20 protein-coding genes (1 of these 20 cut by a window edge) are annotated in these 16036 nt (G+C 64.2%); all 20 read right to left on the bottom strand.

Annotated features, from left to right (window positions below; genetic code table 11):
* On the bottom strand, positions 1 to 828 hold the 5' portion of the coding sequence (locus VN934_08675) for an NAD(+)/NADH kinase (protein ID HXM18878.1). 66 nt of this gene lie to the left of the window's left edge; the window shows 828 of its 894 coding nt (coding positions 1–828); the start codon lies at positions 826 to 828; the stop codon falls past the left edge of the window.
* Positions 829 to 831: 3 nt separating this feature from the next.
* Positions 832 to 1674 carry a TlyA family RNA methyltransferase gene (locus VN934_08670; GenBank protein HXM18877.1) on the bottom strand — a complete coding sequence of 281 codons (843 nt, stop codon included), beginning with the start codon at positions 1672 to 1674 and terminating at the stop codon, positions 832 to 834.
* Complete coding sequence (gene xseB, locus VN934_08665; GenBank protein HXM18876.1) at positions 1671 to 1967, bottom strand: exodeoxyribonuclease VII small subunit; 297 nt, start codon at positions 1965 to 1967, stop codon at positions 1671 to 1673. The genes VN934_08670 and xseB overlap by 4 nt, the downstream gene beginning before the upstream one ends.
* Complete coding sequence (gene xseA, locus VN934_08660; GenBank protein ID HXM18875.1) at positions 1945 to 3192, bottom strand: exodeoxyribonuclease VII large subunit; 1248 nt, start codon at positions 3190 to 3192, stop codon at positions 1945 to 1947. Before xseA ends, xseB begins: the two co-directional genes overlap by 23 nt.
* The gene (locus VN934_08655) at positions 3167 to 5236 is read right to left on the bottom strand and encodes a PBP1A family penicillin-binding protein (GenBank protein ID HXM18874.1); all 2070 of its coding nucleotides are present in this window, start codon (positions 5234 to 5236) and stop codon (positions 3167 to 3169) included. The genes xseA and VN934_08655 overlap by 26 nt, the downstream gene beginning before the upstream one ends.
* Entirely contained in the window at positions 5233 to 5721 is a 489-nt protein-coding gene (nusB, locus tag VN934_08650; GenBank protein HXM18873.1) for a transcription antitermination factor NusB, read from the bottom strand. The genes VN934_08655 and nusB overlap by 4 nt, the downstream gene beginning before the upstream one ends.
* A 7-nt stretch (positions 5722 to 5728) precedes the next feature.
* Positions 5729 to 7093, bottom strand: a complete 1365-nt coding sequence (gene accC / locus VN934_08645) for an acetyl-CoA carboxylase biotin carboxylase subunit (protein ID HXM18872.1) — start codon at positions 7091 to 7093, stop codon at positions 5729 to 5731.
* 37 nt (positions 7094 to 7130) lie between these two features.
* Positions 7131 to 7688, bottom strand: a complete 558-nt coding sequence (locus tag VN934_08640; protein HXM18871.1) for a hypothetical protein — start codon at positions 7686 to 7688, stop codon at positions 7131 to 7133.
* Between the two features lie 41 nt (positions 7689 to 7729).
* Positions 7730 to 8089 (bottom strand): dihydroneopterin aldolase, encoded by a 360-nt coding sequence (gene folB, locus VN934_08635; GenBank protein HXM18870.1) that lies wholly within the window; start codon positions 8087 to 8089, stop codon positions 7730 to 7732.
* Positions 8086 to 8949, bottom strand: a complete 864-nt coding sequence (gene folP / locus VN934_08630; GenBank protein ID HXM18869.1) for a dihydropteroate synthase — start codon at positions 8947 to 8949, stop codon at positions 8086 to 8088. The genes folB and folP overlap by 4 nt, the downstream gene beginning before the upstream one ends.
* Positions 8936 to 10267 carry a folylpolyglutamate synthase/dihydrofolate synthase family protein gene (locus VN934_08625; GenBank protein HXM18868.1) on the bottom strand — a complete coding sequence of 444 codons (1332 nt, stop codon included), beginning with the start codon at positions 10265 to 10267 and terminating at the stop codon, positions 8936 to 8938. Before VN934_08625 ends, folP begins: the two co-directional genes overlap by 14 nt.
* Before the next feature lie 11 nt (positions 10268 to 10278).
* Positions 10279 to 10791: a MogA/MoaB family molybdenum cofactor biosynthesis protein gene (locus VN934_08620; GenBank protein HXM18867.1), complete on the bottom strand. Its 513-nt coding sequence runs from the start codon at positions 10789 to 10791 to the stop codon at positions 10279 to 10281.
* Positions 10788 to 11270 carry a cyclic pyranopterin monophosphate synthase MoaC gene (moaC, locus tag VN934_08615; protein ID HXM18866.1) on the bottom strand — a complete coding sequence of 161 codons (483 nt, stop codon included), beginning with the start codon at positions 11268 to 11270 and terminating at the stop codon, positions 10788 to 10790. Before moaC ends, VN934_08620 begins: the two co-directional genes overlap by 4 nt.
* 52 nt (positions 11271 to 11322) lie before the next feature.
* A complete protein-coding gene (locus tag VN934_08610) occupies positions 11323 to 11751 on the bottom strand; it encodes a biopolymer transporter ExbD (GenBank protein ID HXM18865.1) in 429 nt (142 codons plus the stop codon).
* Between the two features lie 4 nt (positions 11752 to 11755).
* Positions 11756 to 12163, bottom strand: a complete 408-nt coding sequence (locus VN934_08605; GenBank protein ID HXM18864.1) for an energy transducer TonB — start codon at positions 12161 to 12163, stop codon at positions 11756 to 11758.
* Between the two features lie 390 nt (positions 12164 to 12553).
* Positions 12554 to 13384, bottom strand: coding sequence for an undecaprenyl-diphosphate phosphatase (locus tag VN934_08600; protein HXM18863.1), 831 nt, complete (start codon positions 13382 to 13384; stop codon positions 12554 to 12556).
* A gap of 40 nt (positions 13385 to 13424) precedes the next feature.
* Entirely contained in the window at positions 13425 to 14159 is a 735-nt protein-coding gene (locus VN934_08595) for a TonB family protein (GenBank protein ID HXM18862.1), read from the bottom strand.
* A gap of 28 nt (positions 14160 to 14187) precedes the next feature.
* Positions 14188 to 14607, bottom strand: a complete 420-nt coding sequence (locus tag VN934_08590; protein ID HXM18861.1) for a biopolymer transporter ExbD — start codon at positions 14605 to 14607, stop codon at positions 14188 to 14190.
* A 53-nt stretch (positions 14608 to 14660) separates the two neighbouring features.
* Complete coding sequence (locus VN934_08585) at positions 14661 to 15098, bottom strand: biopolymer transporter ExbD (GenBank protein ID HXM18860.1); 438 nt, start codon at positions 15096 to 15098, stop codon at positions 14661 to 14663.
* A gap of 104 nt (positions 15099 to 15202) precedes the next feature.
* Positions 15203 to 15928: a MotA/TolQ/ExbB proton channel family protein gene (locus VN934_08580; GenBank protein HXM18859.1), complete on the bottom strand. Its 726-nt coding sequence runs from the start codon at positions 15926 to 15928 to the stop codon at positions 15203 to 15205.
* Positions 15929 to 16036: the final 108 nt, after the last annotated feature.

Here is a 16036-nt window from a genome sequence, read left to right as displayed (position 1 = left end):
GAAGAAATGGCGCTTGTCGAGGCGCGCGAATCTCACCGGTTGAGCGGCGCGCACGATCTCGACCACCGAGCCGGGCGGCACTTCGGTTTCGAGCTTGCCGTCCGCGAACAGATTCGCGCCGCGCGAGTCGGCGGGCAGGCTGATGCGGATCGTCTCCTGCGCCGACACCACGAGCGGACGTGAGAACAACGTGTGCGGGGAGATCGGGGCGATGCCGAAGGCGTCAAGTCCAGGCGCCATGATCGGGCCGCCGGCTGACAAGAAATATGCAGTCGAGCCGGTCGGGCTCGCGACGACGATGCCGTCCGCGGGGATGTCCGCAACCTGCTCGCCGCCGATGTTGATGCTGAACGTGACGATGTTGCCACGCTGCCTGCGATCGAGGTAGATATCGTTGACCGCGAAGTAGCACTCCTTTTTGCCCACCAGACTGGCTTCAAGCGCAGTGCGATTTTCGGTGTCGACGCCGTCCTTGAGCAGTCCACGGATCACGCCGTCGAAGTTCTCGCGCCCGACTTCGGTCAGAAAACCTACGCGTCCGAAGTCCACGCCGACCACGGGGATGCCAAGCGGCGCGGCCAGATGCGCGGCGCGAAGGAGCGTGCCGTCGCCGCCCATGGAGACGAGCAAGTCGCCGGGTGAGGGGAACGTCTTTGCGCCCGCGCCGTTGAGGTTGAGCTTGGCGGCCTGCTCCTCGCCGAGCACCAGCTTCACGCCGGCTTCGCGCACGATAGTAGCGACGCTCTTCGCGGCTGCGATGGCGTCTTGACGCTCCGTGTCGACATACAGCGCGAGGTTCGAGATGGTGATCTTGCCGCCGTCGCTCATATGCTAGAGCGCTTCGTTAGCCTTTTTCACGGCACCCGCCACGTCGAGCTTTGGGACCTCCGAGCTCGCTTCGCTCGCTCGGAACACTACATCCGATTTGAGCGCGGCGTTCGGTTTGAAGCGCGCTCCAAGGAGGAACTCAATGTTGCCGGCGGGGCCTTTTATCGGCGAGTGGGTGAGCTTCTCAGCCAGAATGCCGGCTTCCGCGAAGGCGCTGATGACGGACTCGATCGCCTCGCGTCGCCCCTCGTCGTCGCGCACGACGCCGCCGCGCTTCACCCATTGCCTGCCAGCCTCGAACTGCGGCTTGACGAGCACGATGAGCCGGCCTTCGTCAGCGAGCACGCCGGCGAAAGCCGGCGCGAGTTTGGCTAGCGAGATGAACGAAACATCCGCGCACACGAACGCGAAGGGCGCCCCGAGCTCGACCGGGTCTGCGTTGCGAAAATTGCAGCGCTCGATGACTCTCACGCTCGGGTCGTTGCGCAGCGACCACGCCAACTGGCCGTATCCGACGTCGACCGCCGTGACCGACGCGGCGCCGCGTTGGAGCAGGCAGTCGGTGAAACCGCCGGTCGAAGCGCCGACGTCAAGACAACGCAGGCCCGCGGGGGACCAGTCGAACTCGTCGAGCGCCCGCTCCAATTTCAGGCCGCCGCGACCGACGTATTTCGCATCCTCGATTACTTCAATGAGCGCCTTTTCCGCCACCAGCGCGCCGGCCTTCGATGCCGGGGTGCCGTCCACGCGCACGCGTCCTTCAATGATGAGGGCCTGCGCGTGGGAGCGCGATGCGCCGAGCTGTTCGGCAACAGCCACATCCAGTCGGCGGGCGTTGGGAGTCAATCGTGCGTTTCTTCTTCTTCGTCTTCGTCGATTTCGGCGGCGGCGGCTTCGGCGTCGTCGCTGCCGCTCAAGACTTCTTTGACGTGCACTTCTGCCTCGGCGAGCAACGCGCGACAACGTTTTGCGAGCGCCGTGCCTTCCTTGAAGAGCGCGATCGATTGAGCGAGCGGCAAATCGCCCTCGTCGAGCTTTTCTACGATCTGCTCGAGCCGGGCTAACGCGGTCTCGAAGGAGGGCCCTTCGCCTCGCGCAGGCGCTCGAGACCCTACATCATGAGAGGTCGTCTTGGTCATGCTTTTCCTTTTTCGCCGTTACGGTCGCGTCCAACTTTCCGCGTTTCAACATGATCGCAAGCGGGTCGCCGACCTTCGTTCGAGCGGCATCGGTGACGACGCCGTGCTGCTTGTCGAACACGATCGCGTATCCACGCTGCAGCGCGCTGCTCGGAGAAAGCGCCTCAAGCGTCGAGGCGCAAGCTTCGACGCTCGCGCGGCCCTCCCGCAAGCGCGCCTCGATCGCGCGACGCAGGCGGCGCTGCGCTTCCAAAGCCCGCCGGCTCATTTCGGCGAGGCGTCGTCGCGGGTCGCCGCGCTGCAGTGCGCGCACGAGACCGTCGAGGGCCTGCGCGGAATCCATCGAGCGGCGCACGAGCAGCCGCCGAAGACTTCGTGCTAGCTCGGCGAGCCGCGTCAACAGCGCGTTGCGCTCTGCGGCGACGAGGACGGCGGCGGCGGTGGGCGTCGCCGCGCGCACGTCCGCGACGAGGTCAGCGATGGTGATGTCGCTTTCGTGTCCGACGGCGCTGATCACCGGCCGGGCGCAGGCCGCTATCGCCCGCGCGACGACCTCCGTGTTGAACGCCCACAGATCTTCCAGCGAGCCGCCGCCGCGCGTCACCACCACTGCATCGACGTTTAGGCGGCCGGCACGGCGCACGGCGCGCGCGATCTCGGGCGCGGCCAGTTCGCCCTGCACCGGCGCATGGACGAGCAAAATCGAAACGTGAGCCCCGCGCGCGCGGGCCGTCTCGATGAAGTCCTGCAGCGCGTCAGCGTTGCGGCTGGTCACCACCGCCACCCGCTGTATAAATGAAGGAAGCCGTCGCTTGCGGGTCTCGTCGAACAGGCCTTCATCGCGCAGCTTGACCTTGAGCTGCTCCAGGCGGCGGTACAGTGCGCCCAGCCCGACTGGAAGGATGGACCCCACGACCACCTGATACTCGCTGCGTTTGGGATACGTGCGGACCTCGCCGAAGATCTCGACCGCAGCGCCTTCGTTCAACAAAGAGCGCACGTCGAGCTGCTCGGCGGTCTCGCGCCACACCAAACACTCGATGACGGCGTTGGCATCTTTCAACCGGAAATAGACATGCCCGCTCTCGCTGAACGAGATGCGCGAGGCTTCACCGACGACCCGCACCGCAAACGGAAAACGATCGCGCAGCGCATTCGCGATCGCCCGCGAAAGCTCGCTGACCGTTAGCGCCGGCGCGTCAGGGCGAAGGTGAAGGCTGAGCAACAGGCTGATCCGTAGCGGACTGATCCGTAGCGGGCGTCAATCCCGGCGAGGCCGAGGGCGAAGGTTTCGGCGCCGTGCAATAGGCGAGCGGCTCGGTGCCGGGCAAGAACCACTCGGTTCTGCCGCCGGCGCCGGCTGGCGCGCGGAAATTGCCGCCACCGCAGACGCGGACTTTTGCGACGTCGGGCGGCACCTCGAAGTCTTGCGGCTTCACACCGGCGAGCGCGGCTTTCATGAAACGCGCCCAGGTGCGCGCGGGAACATTACCGCCATACGACTCGTACATGCGCGTGTAGTCGTCATTCCCCACCCAAACGGCCGCCGTCAACTGGGGCACGAACCCGATGAACCACGCGTCGCGAAAGCTCGACGTCGTCCCGGTCTTGCCGGCCGCCGGACGCCCGATGATCGCGTTGGGGTAGCCCGTGCCCTCCTCGATCACGCTTTGCATGAGCGTCGTCATGATGTATGCCGCGCCCGAGGACAAAGCGACGTGGCGTTGCGGGAAACGATTGTCCAGGACGGTGGAGCCGAAGCGGTCGGTGACGTAGCGGATGGCGACCGGCGGCGTGTAGACGCCGCCGTTGGCGATCGTGGAGAAACCAGAGGCCATGTCGAGCGGCGAGACCACGGCGGTGCCCAGCGCCAGCGACAGATCGGCTTCTAGGTCCTCCGTGATTCCCATGCGGTGCGCGTAGTCCACAACATTGGAGATGCCGATGTCGTTGGCGAGCTTCACCGCCACGATGTTGCGCGACAACGCGAATGCTGTGCGCAGATTGATGGACCCGAGGTAGCGATGATCGTCATCCAGCGGACTGTAGTCTGAGCCGTCGCCGGCCGCATAGGTGACCGGCGCGTCTTGGTAGATCGTGGAGACGGGTGTGCCGCGGTCAACGGCGGTCGAGTAGACGTAGCCTTTAAAGGAAGAGCCGGGTTGGCGGCGCGCCTGCCACGCGCGATTGAACTGATTTTTCTGCGAGAACCCGATGCCGCCGATCATGGCCAGGATCTCGCCGCTGCGCGGATCCTCCGCCACCAGCGCCCCCTCATGCATGCCGTAGCCTTCGCTGCGGCCCTGCTCGACCAGTTGGGTCACCGCATCTTGACCGATCTTCTGCAGCTTCGGATTGAGCGTGGTATACACGGTGAGCCCGCCGCGCAGCACTTGATCGGTGCCGAACTGCTTGTAGAGTTGGTCCACGACGTACGTCGTGAAGTACGGATAGCGATACGCATCGACGCCGGTCGGCGCCGACCCGATGAAGCGCAGTTTTTGCGCGGCCGCTTCGTCGGCTTGCGCCTGCGTGATCTCGCCGAGCGATACCATGCGATCCAGCACGCGCTGCTGACGCTCCTTGGCGGCTGTGAGATTCTCGTATGGCGAGTAAAGCGACGGCGCCGCGACGATGCCGGAGAGCATCGCGGCTTCGGGCAGCGTGAGTTTGGAAGCGTCCTTGCCGAAGTAGGCATGACTCGCGGCTTGCACGCCGTAGGCGCCCGCGCCGAAGTAGATCAGATTGAGATAGCGCTCGAGGATTTCATCCTTGGTGTAATAGCGCTCGAGCTCGATGGCGAGCAGCGCTTCCTGGGCCTTGCGCGCGATCGTCTGGCGCTGATTCAAGAACAGCGTGCGCGCGAGCTGCTGCGTGATGGTGCTGGCGCCCTGCGTCAACTGTTCGTGCCGGAAATCCGCAACGGCCGCCCGGATGACGCCGCGCATGTCGACGCCACGGTGCTCGTAGAAGCGCTCGTCTTCGCTGGCGACCATCGCTTGTTTCATGACCGGCGCGATCTCCGTGATCGGCACGTAGACGCGATTCTTATCGTAGAGCCGGGCCAGCAGCGTGCCGTCGCGCGCGAGGATGCGTGTGGTGGTGGTGGAGGGTGCGACGTCTGCTAAGCGGTCGATGTTGGGCAGGTTCTGACCGTATGCCGAGACCAGCCCGACCACTGTGCCGACGCCGGCGAGAATGCCGACTAAGAGCACGAGCGTCAGGACCAGAAGGATGGTGCGCAGTCGCGCTTGGTTTCTGCGCTTCATGATTTAGGCGTCTTCGCGAGCGCGTCGAGCACGCCGTTCACGAACTCGCCGCTGCGCTCGGTGGACAGACGGTGTGCGAGCTCGACCGCGTGGTTGATGATGGCCGTCGTCTGCATGTCGGCGCGGTAGCACAGCTCGTATGCGGCAAGCAGCATGATGAGCTTGTCCACGCCTGACACTCGCTCAAGCGTCCAGCGCTTCAGCAACGGTTCGATGCGCGCCTCGAGCTCGCTTCGGTGCTCGAGCGTGCCGCGGACCAGCGATTCCACGAGATCCCAGTCGGTGGGCTTCGGCGCGTCGACGCGTTGGTCGACGGCCGGGTATACCGGTTCGTAGGGATCTTCGCGCGCGGCCTCATCGCCCCGCCCAAAGACACCGACCCCGCTGCGCGCCTGCTCGAGCGCTTCCTCGAGCGGCGCCTTGCCGATGACCGCGGCGTACAGTATCTCAAGCGCGATGCGATGTTCGCGACGTTCGAGCGCCATGAGAGGCCTACACGCCGACGGGCGCGGGTTGCAGCAGTTCCTCGCGCAGCCAGGTCACGTAGGTCTTGCCCGCGATGAACGTCGGCGCGGCGAGGATGCGCTGATGCAGCCCGACGGTGGTCGCCACGCCGTTGATCTCCGTTTCGGTCAGCGCGCGCCGCATGCGCGCCAGCGCGCCCTCTCGATCGCGATCGAATGCGATGATCTTCGCCAGCAACGAGTCGTAGAACGGCGGCACCTCAGCGCCTGAGTACAGGTCTGTGTCCACGCGGATGCCCGGTCCGCCGGGCATCTCGACCAGACCGAGCTTGCCGGAAGCGGGCCGGAATTTGTTGTCCACGTCTTCTGCGTTGATGCGGCACTCGATCGCGTGAGCGCGCGGCACGAGATCCTCTTGCCGCAGCGTGAGCCGCTCGCCCGAGGCGATACGGATCTGCCATTGCACCAGGTCGATGCCATAGACCACCTCGGTGATCGGATGCTCGACCTGGATGCGCGTGTTCATCTCCATGAAGTAGAAGCCGCCGTCTTCCGCGACGAGGAACTCGAGCGTGCCGGCGTTGGCGTAATCCGCGGCGCGCGATGCCTTGACCGCAGCGGCGCACAGCTCAGCGCGCACGCTGGGATCGAGATTGGGCGCGAGCGCTTCTTCGAGCAGTTTTTGATGGCCGGGTTTTTGCATGGAGCAATCGCGCTCGCCGACGTGCACGACGTGCCCGAATTCATCGGCCAGTACTTGCACTTCGATGTGGCGTGGGCGCAGCAGGAGCTTTTCGATGTACACGCGGCCATCGCCGAACGCGGCTTGCGCCTCGCCGCTCGCTGCGGCGACGCCGGCCGACAGATCGGCCTCACGCCCGACGATGCGCATGCCCTTGCCGCCACCGCCTGCGGTCGCCTTGATGAGCACGGGGTAGCCCGCCTCTGCGCAAAAGCGCGTTGCGTCTTTATCGGAATCGATGATGCCGGAGCCGGGAATGACGGGTACCCCCGCCTCGTGCATGCGGCGCTTCGCCGATGCCTTGTCGCCCATGAGCGCGATCGCGGATGCGGCCGGTCCGATGAACTTGAAGCCGTGCGACGTGCAGATCTCCGCGAAGTTCGCGTTCTCGGCGAGGAAGCCGTAGCCGGGATGGATCGCATCGGCGCCGGCCACCTCGGCCGCGCTGATGATGTTCGGGATGTTGAGGTAGGAGCGCGACGCCTGGGCCGGACCGATGCAGTACGCCTCGTCAGCCAGACGGGTGTGCAGCGAGTCGCGATCCGCTTCCGAAAAGACGGCGACGGTCTTGCAGCCGAGTTCCTTGCACGCGCGAATGACGCGCAGTGCGATCTCTCCTCGGTTGGCGATCAGGACTTTGTCGAACACCATGGCTCCGTTACGGAAACCGGGGTATGAGCCCCCGGCACTACAAACGCGGCGGCTCGAGGAGTTCCGGTGGCTCTTCCGCGCGCGCCGGCTCGGGCGCCTTCGGTGCTTGCTTCTCGGCGCGATCGACGACGAATAGCGCCTCGCCGAAGTCCACCGCTTGGCCCTCTTCCGCGACTTGCGCTATGAACGTGCATGGTCCGCCGCTGCGTACCGGATGCTTCAGCTTGAGCGCCTCGACGCTGCCGAGAACGCGATCGCCTTCAAGGCGCTCGCCTTCGGCCGGAAGATCCGTCGCTGACGAGAAGATGCCGACGACCTCGGCGCTGATGACGTCGTACGGGCGGCCGGATTCGTCGCTCGTTAAGTGGAGCTTTGGCGCACGATGCGGCATTTTGACGGTTGGGCTGTGCGGACGCGCGGCCGTCACACCATCTGCGCTCTTGACCAAACGGATAGTGCCTTCGGGCGTGCTGACCCGAAGCTCCATCAGCGGCGTGGCGGCGAAGGCGCGCGAGATCGGGGCCACCCGCTCGCTGATGAAACGCGGGAGCGAAGCGGCCATGGAGCCGTTGCCGTCTTTGGGAGTCTCTGACACTCTTCTCTATTTCGCCGCAGCGGTTCAAGCGCCCTTGATGGTCAACGGCTGCGGGTCAGTTCGACTTCGGGCGTGGCCCCGTCCAGCAGGCGCGGCTTGCGCACGCGAATCGTCGCCTCGCTGATGCGCTCGTCTGCGAGAATCTCGCTCAGGCACGCCGCAGCAAGCGCCTCGAGCAATGTGAACGAGCGCTGCGTGACGATCGCCTCGCAGTGGTGAAAAATGCGGTCGTAATCCACCGTGTCATTGAGGTCATCCGATTTTGCCGCCGGTTCGCAATCGATGTGGAGCTCGACATCGACGTCGATGGGCTGCTGGCGCTCTCGTTCGCCCGGAGCTGCGCCGTGCTTGCCCCAAAAGCGCATCCCGCTGATGCGAATGCGATCCCGGGCGTGTGTCATACGCGCGCCGCGCGCAGCGAACCGCGGCAAATCGCGTCAGCGACGTCGACGACGCCGCGCATCGCGGCAACGTCGTGGACGCGTACGATATCGGCGCCGCTTGCGATGGCCAGCGCGACGGAGGCCGCCGTTCCGAAGACGCGTTGATCGACGGGCAAGCCGGTGATCTTGCCGATGAACGATTTGCGCGAGGTGCCGACGAGCAGCGGGTGATGCAGCCGCGCTACGAACTCGAGTAGGCGGCCTAGTATCTCGATATTGTGCTCCGCCGTCTTGCCGAAACCGATGCCCGGGTCGACGATGATCCGCTCCGCCTTGCATCCGGCGGCGATAGCATCTCCTGCGTCGCGTTCGAGTGACTCGATCACCTCGGCGACGACGTCGCCCTCGTACTCCGCCTTCGCGCGGTTGTGCATGATGATGAGCGGTGCAGCCGTCGCAGCGGCGATGCCGATGATCCCCGGCATCGCGCCCCACACGCAATTAAGCATGTCCGCGCCGGCCTCGAGCGCGGCGCCAGCCACGCTCGGTTTGAAAGTGTCGATCGAGATCGGCAGGTCCGTCGTCGCGCGCACGCCCTTGATGACCGGAATCACGCGTGCCCGTTCGATCGATTCCGAAACCGGTGAGTACCCCGGTCGCGTGGATTCGCCGCCGATGTCGATGATGTCGCAGCCCGCTTGCGCGAAGGCGCGCGCCTGCTCCACGGCACGATCCACGTCGTCGCCGGTGCCGTCTCCCGAGAATGAGTCGGGCGTCGCGTTGATGACGCCCATGATATACGTGCGCGAGCCCCACGCGAAGGTGCTCCCGCGCACGTCCAGCGGCGCGAGTGGAGCGTCTCGTTTAAACGCGGGCACGATCGTGCGCTCCGGAATTATCGAGAAACCACTCGCGCAACCGGGCGACGAGGAACGTCGACCCGGTGACGACGACCAGGTCGTGGGTGGTTGCCATGCGTCGCGCCAGCGCCAGCGCCTCGATCGGGTCCTCTACGGCACGCGCGACTTGTCCGCGCTGCTCTGCCATGTTGACGAGGGTGCGCGGCGGAAGCGGCTGACGGTGCGAAACATCGAACGCCGTGAAGATGAAGTGGGCCGGGAGTTCGGACCACGCATCGAGCATGTGCGCCGCGTCTTTGCCCTCGGCGATCGCGACCACGAAGACGAGGCGTCGGCCTGAGAAATGGCGGCGCAGCCCGTCGCGCAGTGCGGCGGCCTTCTCGGCGTTGTGCGCGACGTCGAAAAGCAGCGAGGGGCTGGACGGATAGAATTCCATCCGGCCGGGCAGCGCCAATTCCGCGAGACCGCGTTCCACGGCCGCGGCCTCGAATGGGAATCGGCTCTCGATTTGTTCACATGCGAGAATGGCCGTCGCGGTGTTGGTCAACTGGAACTCGCCCATGACCGGCAACGCGATGTCGTACTCTCGGCGCGCTGTGCGGACCGCGAACGCCTCCGAGTACGCCGCGCCTGTGCGCGGTTCGATGCGCGCCGCTTCCCGCACCAGCAAGAGCGGCGCTGCGCGCTCAACGGCGACGGCGCGAATCACGCGCAAAGCGTCCGGATGGTCGGCCGCGGTGATGACAGGCGTGGCGCTCTTGATAATGCCGGCCTTGTCGGTGGCGATCGCCTCGATCGTGTCTCCCAGCACGTCCGCGTGATCCATCCCCACGTTGGTCAAGACCGAGACGAGCGGCGAGATCACGTTGGTACCATCCAGGGTGCCGCCGAGGCCGACTTCGATCACGGCGATGTCGACCCGCTCCTCGGCGAAATACTTGAATGCGAGCGCGACGAGCACTTCGAAATACGACGGGCGGCCGAACTCGGTGAGCTCCATGTGCTCGATGGCGGGCAGCATGCTCTCCAGGATTTGCGCGAATCGATCTTCGCTGATAGCGATGCCGTCGATACGCGCGCGCTCGGTTTCGGAGCGAAGGTGCGGCTTGGTGTGCAAGCCGACTTTGTAGCCGGCGGCGGTGAGGATGGCCGCGCACATGGATGCGGTCGAGCCTTTGCCCGCGGTGCCGCCGACGTGAATCGATGGCCCCCACCGCTCGGGGTTGCCGATGAGGCCGAGGAACGCGCGCATGCGATCGAGCCGGCCTGGGTGGCGGCGCGACACACTTTCGTTCGCAGAGGTCTGCAGTATCCGTTGTGCGATGGCGAAGTTCACGGTGCCGTCACCTAACTTGGCGCGTGTTCGGTTAGTTCGCCGCGGAGCAGCGCGAGCGCGTGCGGTATCACGTCCACAATCACGGCTAGCGTTTCGCGAGTGCCCTTTGGACTTCCCGGCAAGTTGACGATGAGGGTAGCGCGCCGTACAGCTGCGACCGCGCGTGACAACATCGCGGTGCGCACGTGCCCAAGACTCGCCGCGCGCATCGCTTCGGCCAAACCGGGGACTTCGTAATCCGCGACGGCAAGCGTTGCTTGTGGCGTGTTGTCGCGCGGACCTAGGCCGGTGCCGCCGCTCGTGAGCACGCAATCGACATCGGACTTATCGCAGAGATCGATCAAAAGCGCTTCGATGCCCGGGCGATCGTCGGCGAGGATGCGTTCAGCGACGACGTCGCTGCCCGCGGGAAGGCCCGCTCGCATGATCGCCAGACAATCGTCTTGACGCTCGCCGCGCGCCGCTTTATCTGAGAGCACGACCAACGCGAAACGCCAAGGCCGGCCGGCCGCGCGCGCGTTCACGAGCGCTTGTACCGTCCGCTGCGTCCGCCGCTCTTCTCGAGCAGGCGCACGTTTTCAATCGTGATGCTTCGATCTATCGCCTTGCACATGTCGTACAGCGTCAGCGCTGCGACAGCCGCACCGGTGAGCGCCTCCATTTCGACGCCGGTCGGGCCGTTGCACGTCGCCGTGCATCTCACGCTGACCGAATCGTCGCGGTTCATCGTGCACGCGACATCGACGTGGGTGAGGGCGAGTGGATGGCAAAGCGGGATCAGGTCAGCCGTCTTTTTCGCCGCGGCGATGCCGGCGATCTGAGCAGTCGTGAGCGCGTCACCCTTTTTCGACGTACCGCGACGCAACGCGCGCATCGCTCCCGGTGTCATGCGCACGACCGCCTCGGCGACCGCCGTGCGCGCGGTCGCCGGCTTAGCGCCGACGTCCACCATGCGCACCGAGCCGTCGGGGCGGACGTGGCTCAAACGCCGGCGCGATTTCATCGAAGACTAGTTCGCGCGTGCCGAACTAAAGTCCGGCATACCACATCGCGTGCTAGTGTTGCACGACCAAACCGACGTCGTCGTCCTGTGCCGCACGAGCGGCATCGAGCACCTTCAAGATCAGGTTGTAGTCCGTTTTCGAATCGCCCAGCAGCGCGATGTGACGACAATAGCCTTGTCGCTTGTGATCATCGTGGAACCGAACCGTTGAAGCGATCTCCGGGTACAGCGCGGCAAGCGCGATCCGGCGCCCTTCGATCCAGACGCTCCCGTTCGCGTGGACAGAGATGTCGATCTGATGCCGGCAAAGTGGCGGCGGACCGTGACCAGCGGGGCTCGTCATTTGTTTCTGGAATCCCGGCGGCGTCGCAAGCGCCGCCAGGATCATGAAGATGACGAGCAAGACCAGCAGTACGTCGGTGAACGGCGTGATGTTGATCTCGGCGAGGATGGGCAGTTCAGCTGATGTCAGCGGCTTCATCGCATCAATCCCCCATTTGGAAAGTATAGACGATGCGATACGTCTGCGTAGCCGGCTTGCCGTTGACCATCGGCGCTGTGTAGGTGCTCTTGCGAGCCGCTTCCAGTGCCGCTTGATCCAACGCGCCGCAGCCCGCCGGCTGCTCGACGCGCGCATCGAGCACGCGACCATCGGGACCAAGCGTCACGAGCACGATCACGACGCCTTGGATACCGCTTTCCTTGCAGAAATCGGGGTACGCCGGTGAGACTTTGTTGAGGAACATCGCGTCCTTGTACGTGCCGTCGTCCGCCGAACTTCCCGGCGTCGCCGGCGCCGGCGCCGGCGTTCCAATCGATGGGCCGGGTGACGCATCGGTCGGGGTCGCCGGCGCAGGCGTACCCGTGTCGTCCTGCCGTTTAGGCGGGATCACGGGAGTCGTCACAACAGGCCGGGGCTGTTGTCGCTGATGTTGCGGCTGCTGCCGCTGCGGTGGTGGGGTCGGCGTTAGTACGGGGCTGGGTGTAGGCGCCGGAGTCGGCGTTGCCGGACGCGGTTCGATGATAATCGTTTGCATCGGCTCTGGAGTCGGGGTGGGAAAACGAATTCCAGCCCCTAAGCCGCCCAGCGCGAAATGGGTGAGCGCGGAAACGCCTATGAAGGCCACAGAAAACAGCGCGATCGTCTTACGTTCGCGCTTGATGAAACTCGAATTGGACTCGGATCGCCCTGGTGCATGCGGAGCCTGGGCCATGACGGCCTCCTGACTCCCGCCCGACCTTCATTATAAGCGAGCAAGCTGGGAATCGCAAGAGGCGCCAGCTCAGGCCCCGTGGTGGGCGCGGAGCAGGAACACCCCGATCATGGCCAGGCCGAAAACCCAGCAATAGACCGCAAACGGTGTCAGGCGATGCTGGTCCACGAAGCGCATGAAGAAGCGGATGGCGATCAGCCCCGACACGAAGGCGACGATGAAACCGATGGCGATGCTCTGCGTCGGTTCAGCGGCGGCCGCGCCGGGCGTGTGATGCACGATCTTGCGCAGCTCGAAAATCGTCGCGCCGAGAATGGCCGGGCCTGCCAGCAGGAACGAAAAACGAGCCGCTTGTTCGCGGGTCAGACCCGCGAGCATGCCCGCGGCGATCGAAAAACCGGAGCGCGAGCCGCCCGGCACTAAGCCTGCGACCTGGCTGACCCCCACCCAAAACGCGCGCCAAAACGGCAGGCGCTCGGCCACGCCCGATCCTTGGGGCAAGCGCTCTACCGCGAACAACACCAGTCCGGTCACCAGCAGGCATACCGCCGCGAAGAGCGGTTTGCCGAACAGCGGCTCCAGGCGCTTTTCCAAGAGCCAGCCGAGAATCGCAAGCGGGATGCTGCCCGTGACGATGAGCAGCGCCAGGCGTTGGTACGGGTGCGCGAATCGCTGCACGAATCCGGTGAAGAATCCGACCACGAGTTGCCAGAAATCGCGCGCGAAATAGACCAAGACCGCCAAGAACGTTCCGAAGTGCAGCATCACGACGAATGGCAAACTCGGCGGCGTCCAGCCGAGCAGCGCGGAGATCAACAGCGTATGCGCGGCACTGCTGATCGGGAACAGCTCCGCGACGCCTTGGATAAGCCCTAGCGCGATCGCCTGAACGATCGACATCGGTTCCCCCGCTTCCGAGCTTCGCTCGGAACGCTACATTTTAGTCGCCGAGAGTGAACCGGTACTCGATGAGATAGTCGCGCGTCTCCGAGGGCGGTTTGTACGAGCTGTCGCGAGCCGCCCTCATCGCCGCGTTGTCCAGCAGCGCGTTCCCCGAGCTTTGATGGATCTTCACCGAGAGAACCCCTCCGCTCGGCGAAATCGTGACCTCGACGATTGCCGTGCCTTGGATGCCCTGCTCCTTCGCGATCTCCGGATAATCCGGAATCACGCGGTGAAGCAGCTCTGCATCCGTGATGTTGGTGGGTCCCTTCGGCGCAGACGTCGGCGCGAATGTCGGCGCGGTGGTGGCGACGCCTAGCGGGATACCGTTCTCGCTGCCCTTCGGCGGCGGCGTGTACGAGATCTCAGCTGGTCCGGTGCCACCCTGGCTCTTCGTCTTGACGACGTTGAGCTTGAGTTTCGGCGGCGGCGGCGTGTTTTTCAACGGCGGCGGCGTCGGGGTCGGTGGCGGGGTCGGCGTGGCTTTCGGCGTCGGCGTCGGCGACGGCGGCGGCTTGATCAGCGTCTGCACCACGACTTTTTGCGGCGGTGGCGTCGCCTCTTCTTTGAACTTCGGGAAAAAGCGCTCGCTCACCGCTCCAAAGAAGAAGTGCATGACGGCTGACAAGATGATGAAACCAATCGTGAGATAGACCAGTGAGTACCATTCGCGCTTCGTGAAGAGCGCGGGCGTAGTGCGTCCCGGACGCGGAACTATAGGTGTCGTGGACACTTACAAACGTCCTTTCTGCCCGCCACGACTATGGAGAAGAACCTGATGTGTCGCTAGAGCCCGCCTGCCCCGGGAATCTGTTCGCAAGACCGAACTGGTTGAAGCCGGCATTCTTGGCGGCATCCATCACGGTGAGCACCGTTCCGTAATGCGCCGTCGGAGCGGCTTTGATGATGATGTCGGTCTGCGTCTGGTTGAACTGGATGAAGTAGTCCTTGAATTTTTGGTATATGTCCGCCGGTTGGATGTAGTCGGCGCCCACTTGGATCGTGTCCTTGTTGTCCTTCGGATCGTGGCCGATGATCACGACGATCGGCGAGTTGGTGACCTTGAGCTTGTTATTGACCAACGGCACCGGCGGCGGTTTCAACAGGGACGTCAAGATCATGAAAATGATGAGCAGGACCAGCAGCACGTCGCAGAACGGCGTGATGTTGATGGTCGACATCACATCTTCTTCGGGGTTCGATCCCACCATTGACATAGTGCTATTCTCTCCAGTTACTGCGTGACGAAACCGACGTCGTCGTCGCCCGCCTGGCGTGCAGCGTCGAGAATCTTGATAATGGTGTTATAGCTAGCCGCCGCATCGGCGATCAGCGAGATATGGGTCAGGAAGCCTTGCGCTGCGTGCGCCTTGTGAAAAGCCACCGCATCGGACATCGCGGGGTAGAGGTTGGAGATCGGGACCACCTTCCCATCGATGAAGATTCGGTTGGTCGCGTTGACCTCCACGGTGATCTGATGCTTCAACTGGCTTTGCTGGATCTTCTGCGGCTGGTCGTTCTTCTTCGGCAGCTCTTTTTGGAAACCGGGTGGTGCTGCGAGCGCCGCGAGAATCATGAAGATGATGAGCAAGACCAGCAGCACGTCGCAAAACGGCGTGATGTTGATCTCCGCCATCACCTCAGTTTCTTGCGCTGCTTGTGTCAGACCCATGATGTTCTCGCCTCTTCCTCGCGTAGGTTACGACTTGGCGCACCCGAGCTTCCCTCGGAGCGTCGTCTCCGGGGGTATGAGGCCCCGGCGCTACAGACGGACGTTTACGATCCTGTCGGAGGTCCCGATGGCCTTGGCGCCGGTGACGGTGCGCCCCCGCGCCCCGCGGATCGCGGCGTGTACAGCTCGGTCGGAATGGGCGACCCTGTGTTGTGGAAGTGCAGCATTTCGGCAAGCTTGTTCGCTGCGACGATCATCTCCTGATTGTACGACTTGATGCGCGACTTGAAGTAGTTGAAGAAGATCACGGCGATGACCGCGACCGCCAGGCCCGCGGCGGTCGTCAGCAAGGCCAAGGAAACACCCGCCGCCACGACGGCTGGCGTCGAGTTGCCTTTGAGCGCGATGTCGTTGAACGCCCGGATGATGCCGAGCACGGTTCCGAACAGGCCGACGAAGGGCGCGATGACCGCCACCGTGCCGATGATCGACAGATTAGCCTCCAGTGCGTTCAACTGCTCGAGCAACCCGATCGATAGGGCGTCGGAGATATCTGCGCGGCTCTTCTCGTGCCGATACAACCCGAATTGCAAAATCTTGGGCAACATGCCGCGGTGTCGATCGCACACGGAGATGGCGCCATTCATGTCGTCACGCGCGACTCGCTCACCGATCTCCCTGAGCAAAGACGTCGGATCCGAATGCTGCCTTGAGAAAAAGAACAGCCGCTCGAACACGATGCCCAACGAGACGATGGACAGGAGCAGCAGCACGTACATCGTGACGCCGCCGGTGTTGAGGAAGTCGAAGAAGGCCTGAAATAACTGCATGGTGTGGGATACCCCTTATGGCCAATTATTCTGGGATTGTACCCTCGGTGCGCTGCGGGAACGCATAAAACGCAGAAGGCGGGCGCAGGACGCCCGGCCGTCGTCGCC

The sequence above is a fragment of the Candidatus Tumulicola sp. genome (assembly GCA_035601835.1).
Lineage (GTDB): Bacteria > Vulcanimicrobiota > Vulcanimicrobiia > Eremiobacterales > Eremiobacteraceae > DATNNM01.
The sequence above is the reverse complement of the archived record's forward strand: the minus strand, read 5'-3'. Positions and strand labels throughout refer to the sequence as shown.

Coding starts and splice junctions, on each gene's coding strand:
- xseB (HXM18876.1), bottom strand. CDS start 1,967: ATGACCAAGACGACCTCTCATGATGTAGGGTCTCGAGCGCCTGCGCGA.
- VN934_08655 (HXM18874.1), bottom strand. CDS start 5,236: ATGAAGCGCAGAAACCAAGCGCGACTGCGCACCATCCTTCTGGTCCTG.
- nusB (HXM18873.1), bottom strand. CDS start 5,721: ATGGCGCTCGAACGTCGCGAACATCGCATCGCGCTTGAGATACTGTAC.
- accC (HXM18872.1), bottom strand. CDS start 7,093: ATGGTGTTCGACAAAGTCCTGATCGCCAACCGAGGAGAGATCGCACTG.
- folB (HXM18870.1), bottom strand. CDS start 8,089: ATGACACACGCCCGGGATCGCATTCGCATCAGCGGGATGCGCTTTTGG.
- moaC (HXM18866.1), bottom strand. CDS start 11,270: ATGAAATCGCGCCGGCGTTTGAGCCACGTCCGCCCCGACGGCTCGGTG.
- VN934_08610 (HXM18865.1), bottom strand. CDS start 11,751: ATGAAGCCGCTGACATCAGCTGAACTGCCCATCCTCGCCGAGATCAAC.
- VN934_08600 (HXM18863.1), bottom strand. CDS start 13,384: ATGTCGATCGTTCAGGCGATCGCGCTAGGGCTTATCCAAGGCGTCGCG.
- VN934_08590 (HXM18861.1), bottom strand. CDS start 14,607: ATGTCGACCATCAACATCACGCCGTTCTGCGACGTGCTGCTGGTCCTG.
- VN934_08585 (HXM18860.1), bottom strand. CDS start 15,098: ATGGGTCTGACACAAGCAGCGCAAGAAACTGAGGTGATGGCGGAGATC.
- VN934_08580 (HXM18859.1), bottom strand. CDS start 15,928: ATGCAGTTATTTCAGGCCTTCTTCGACTTCCTCAACACCGGCGGCGTC.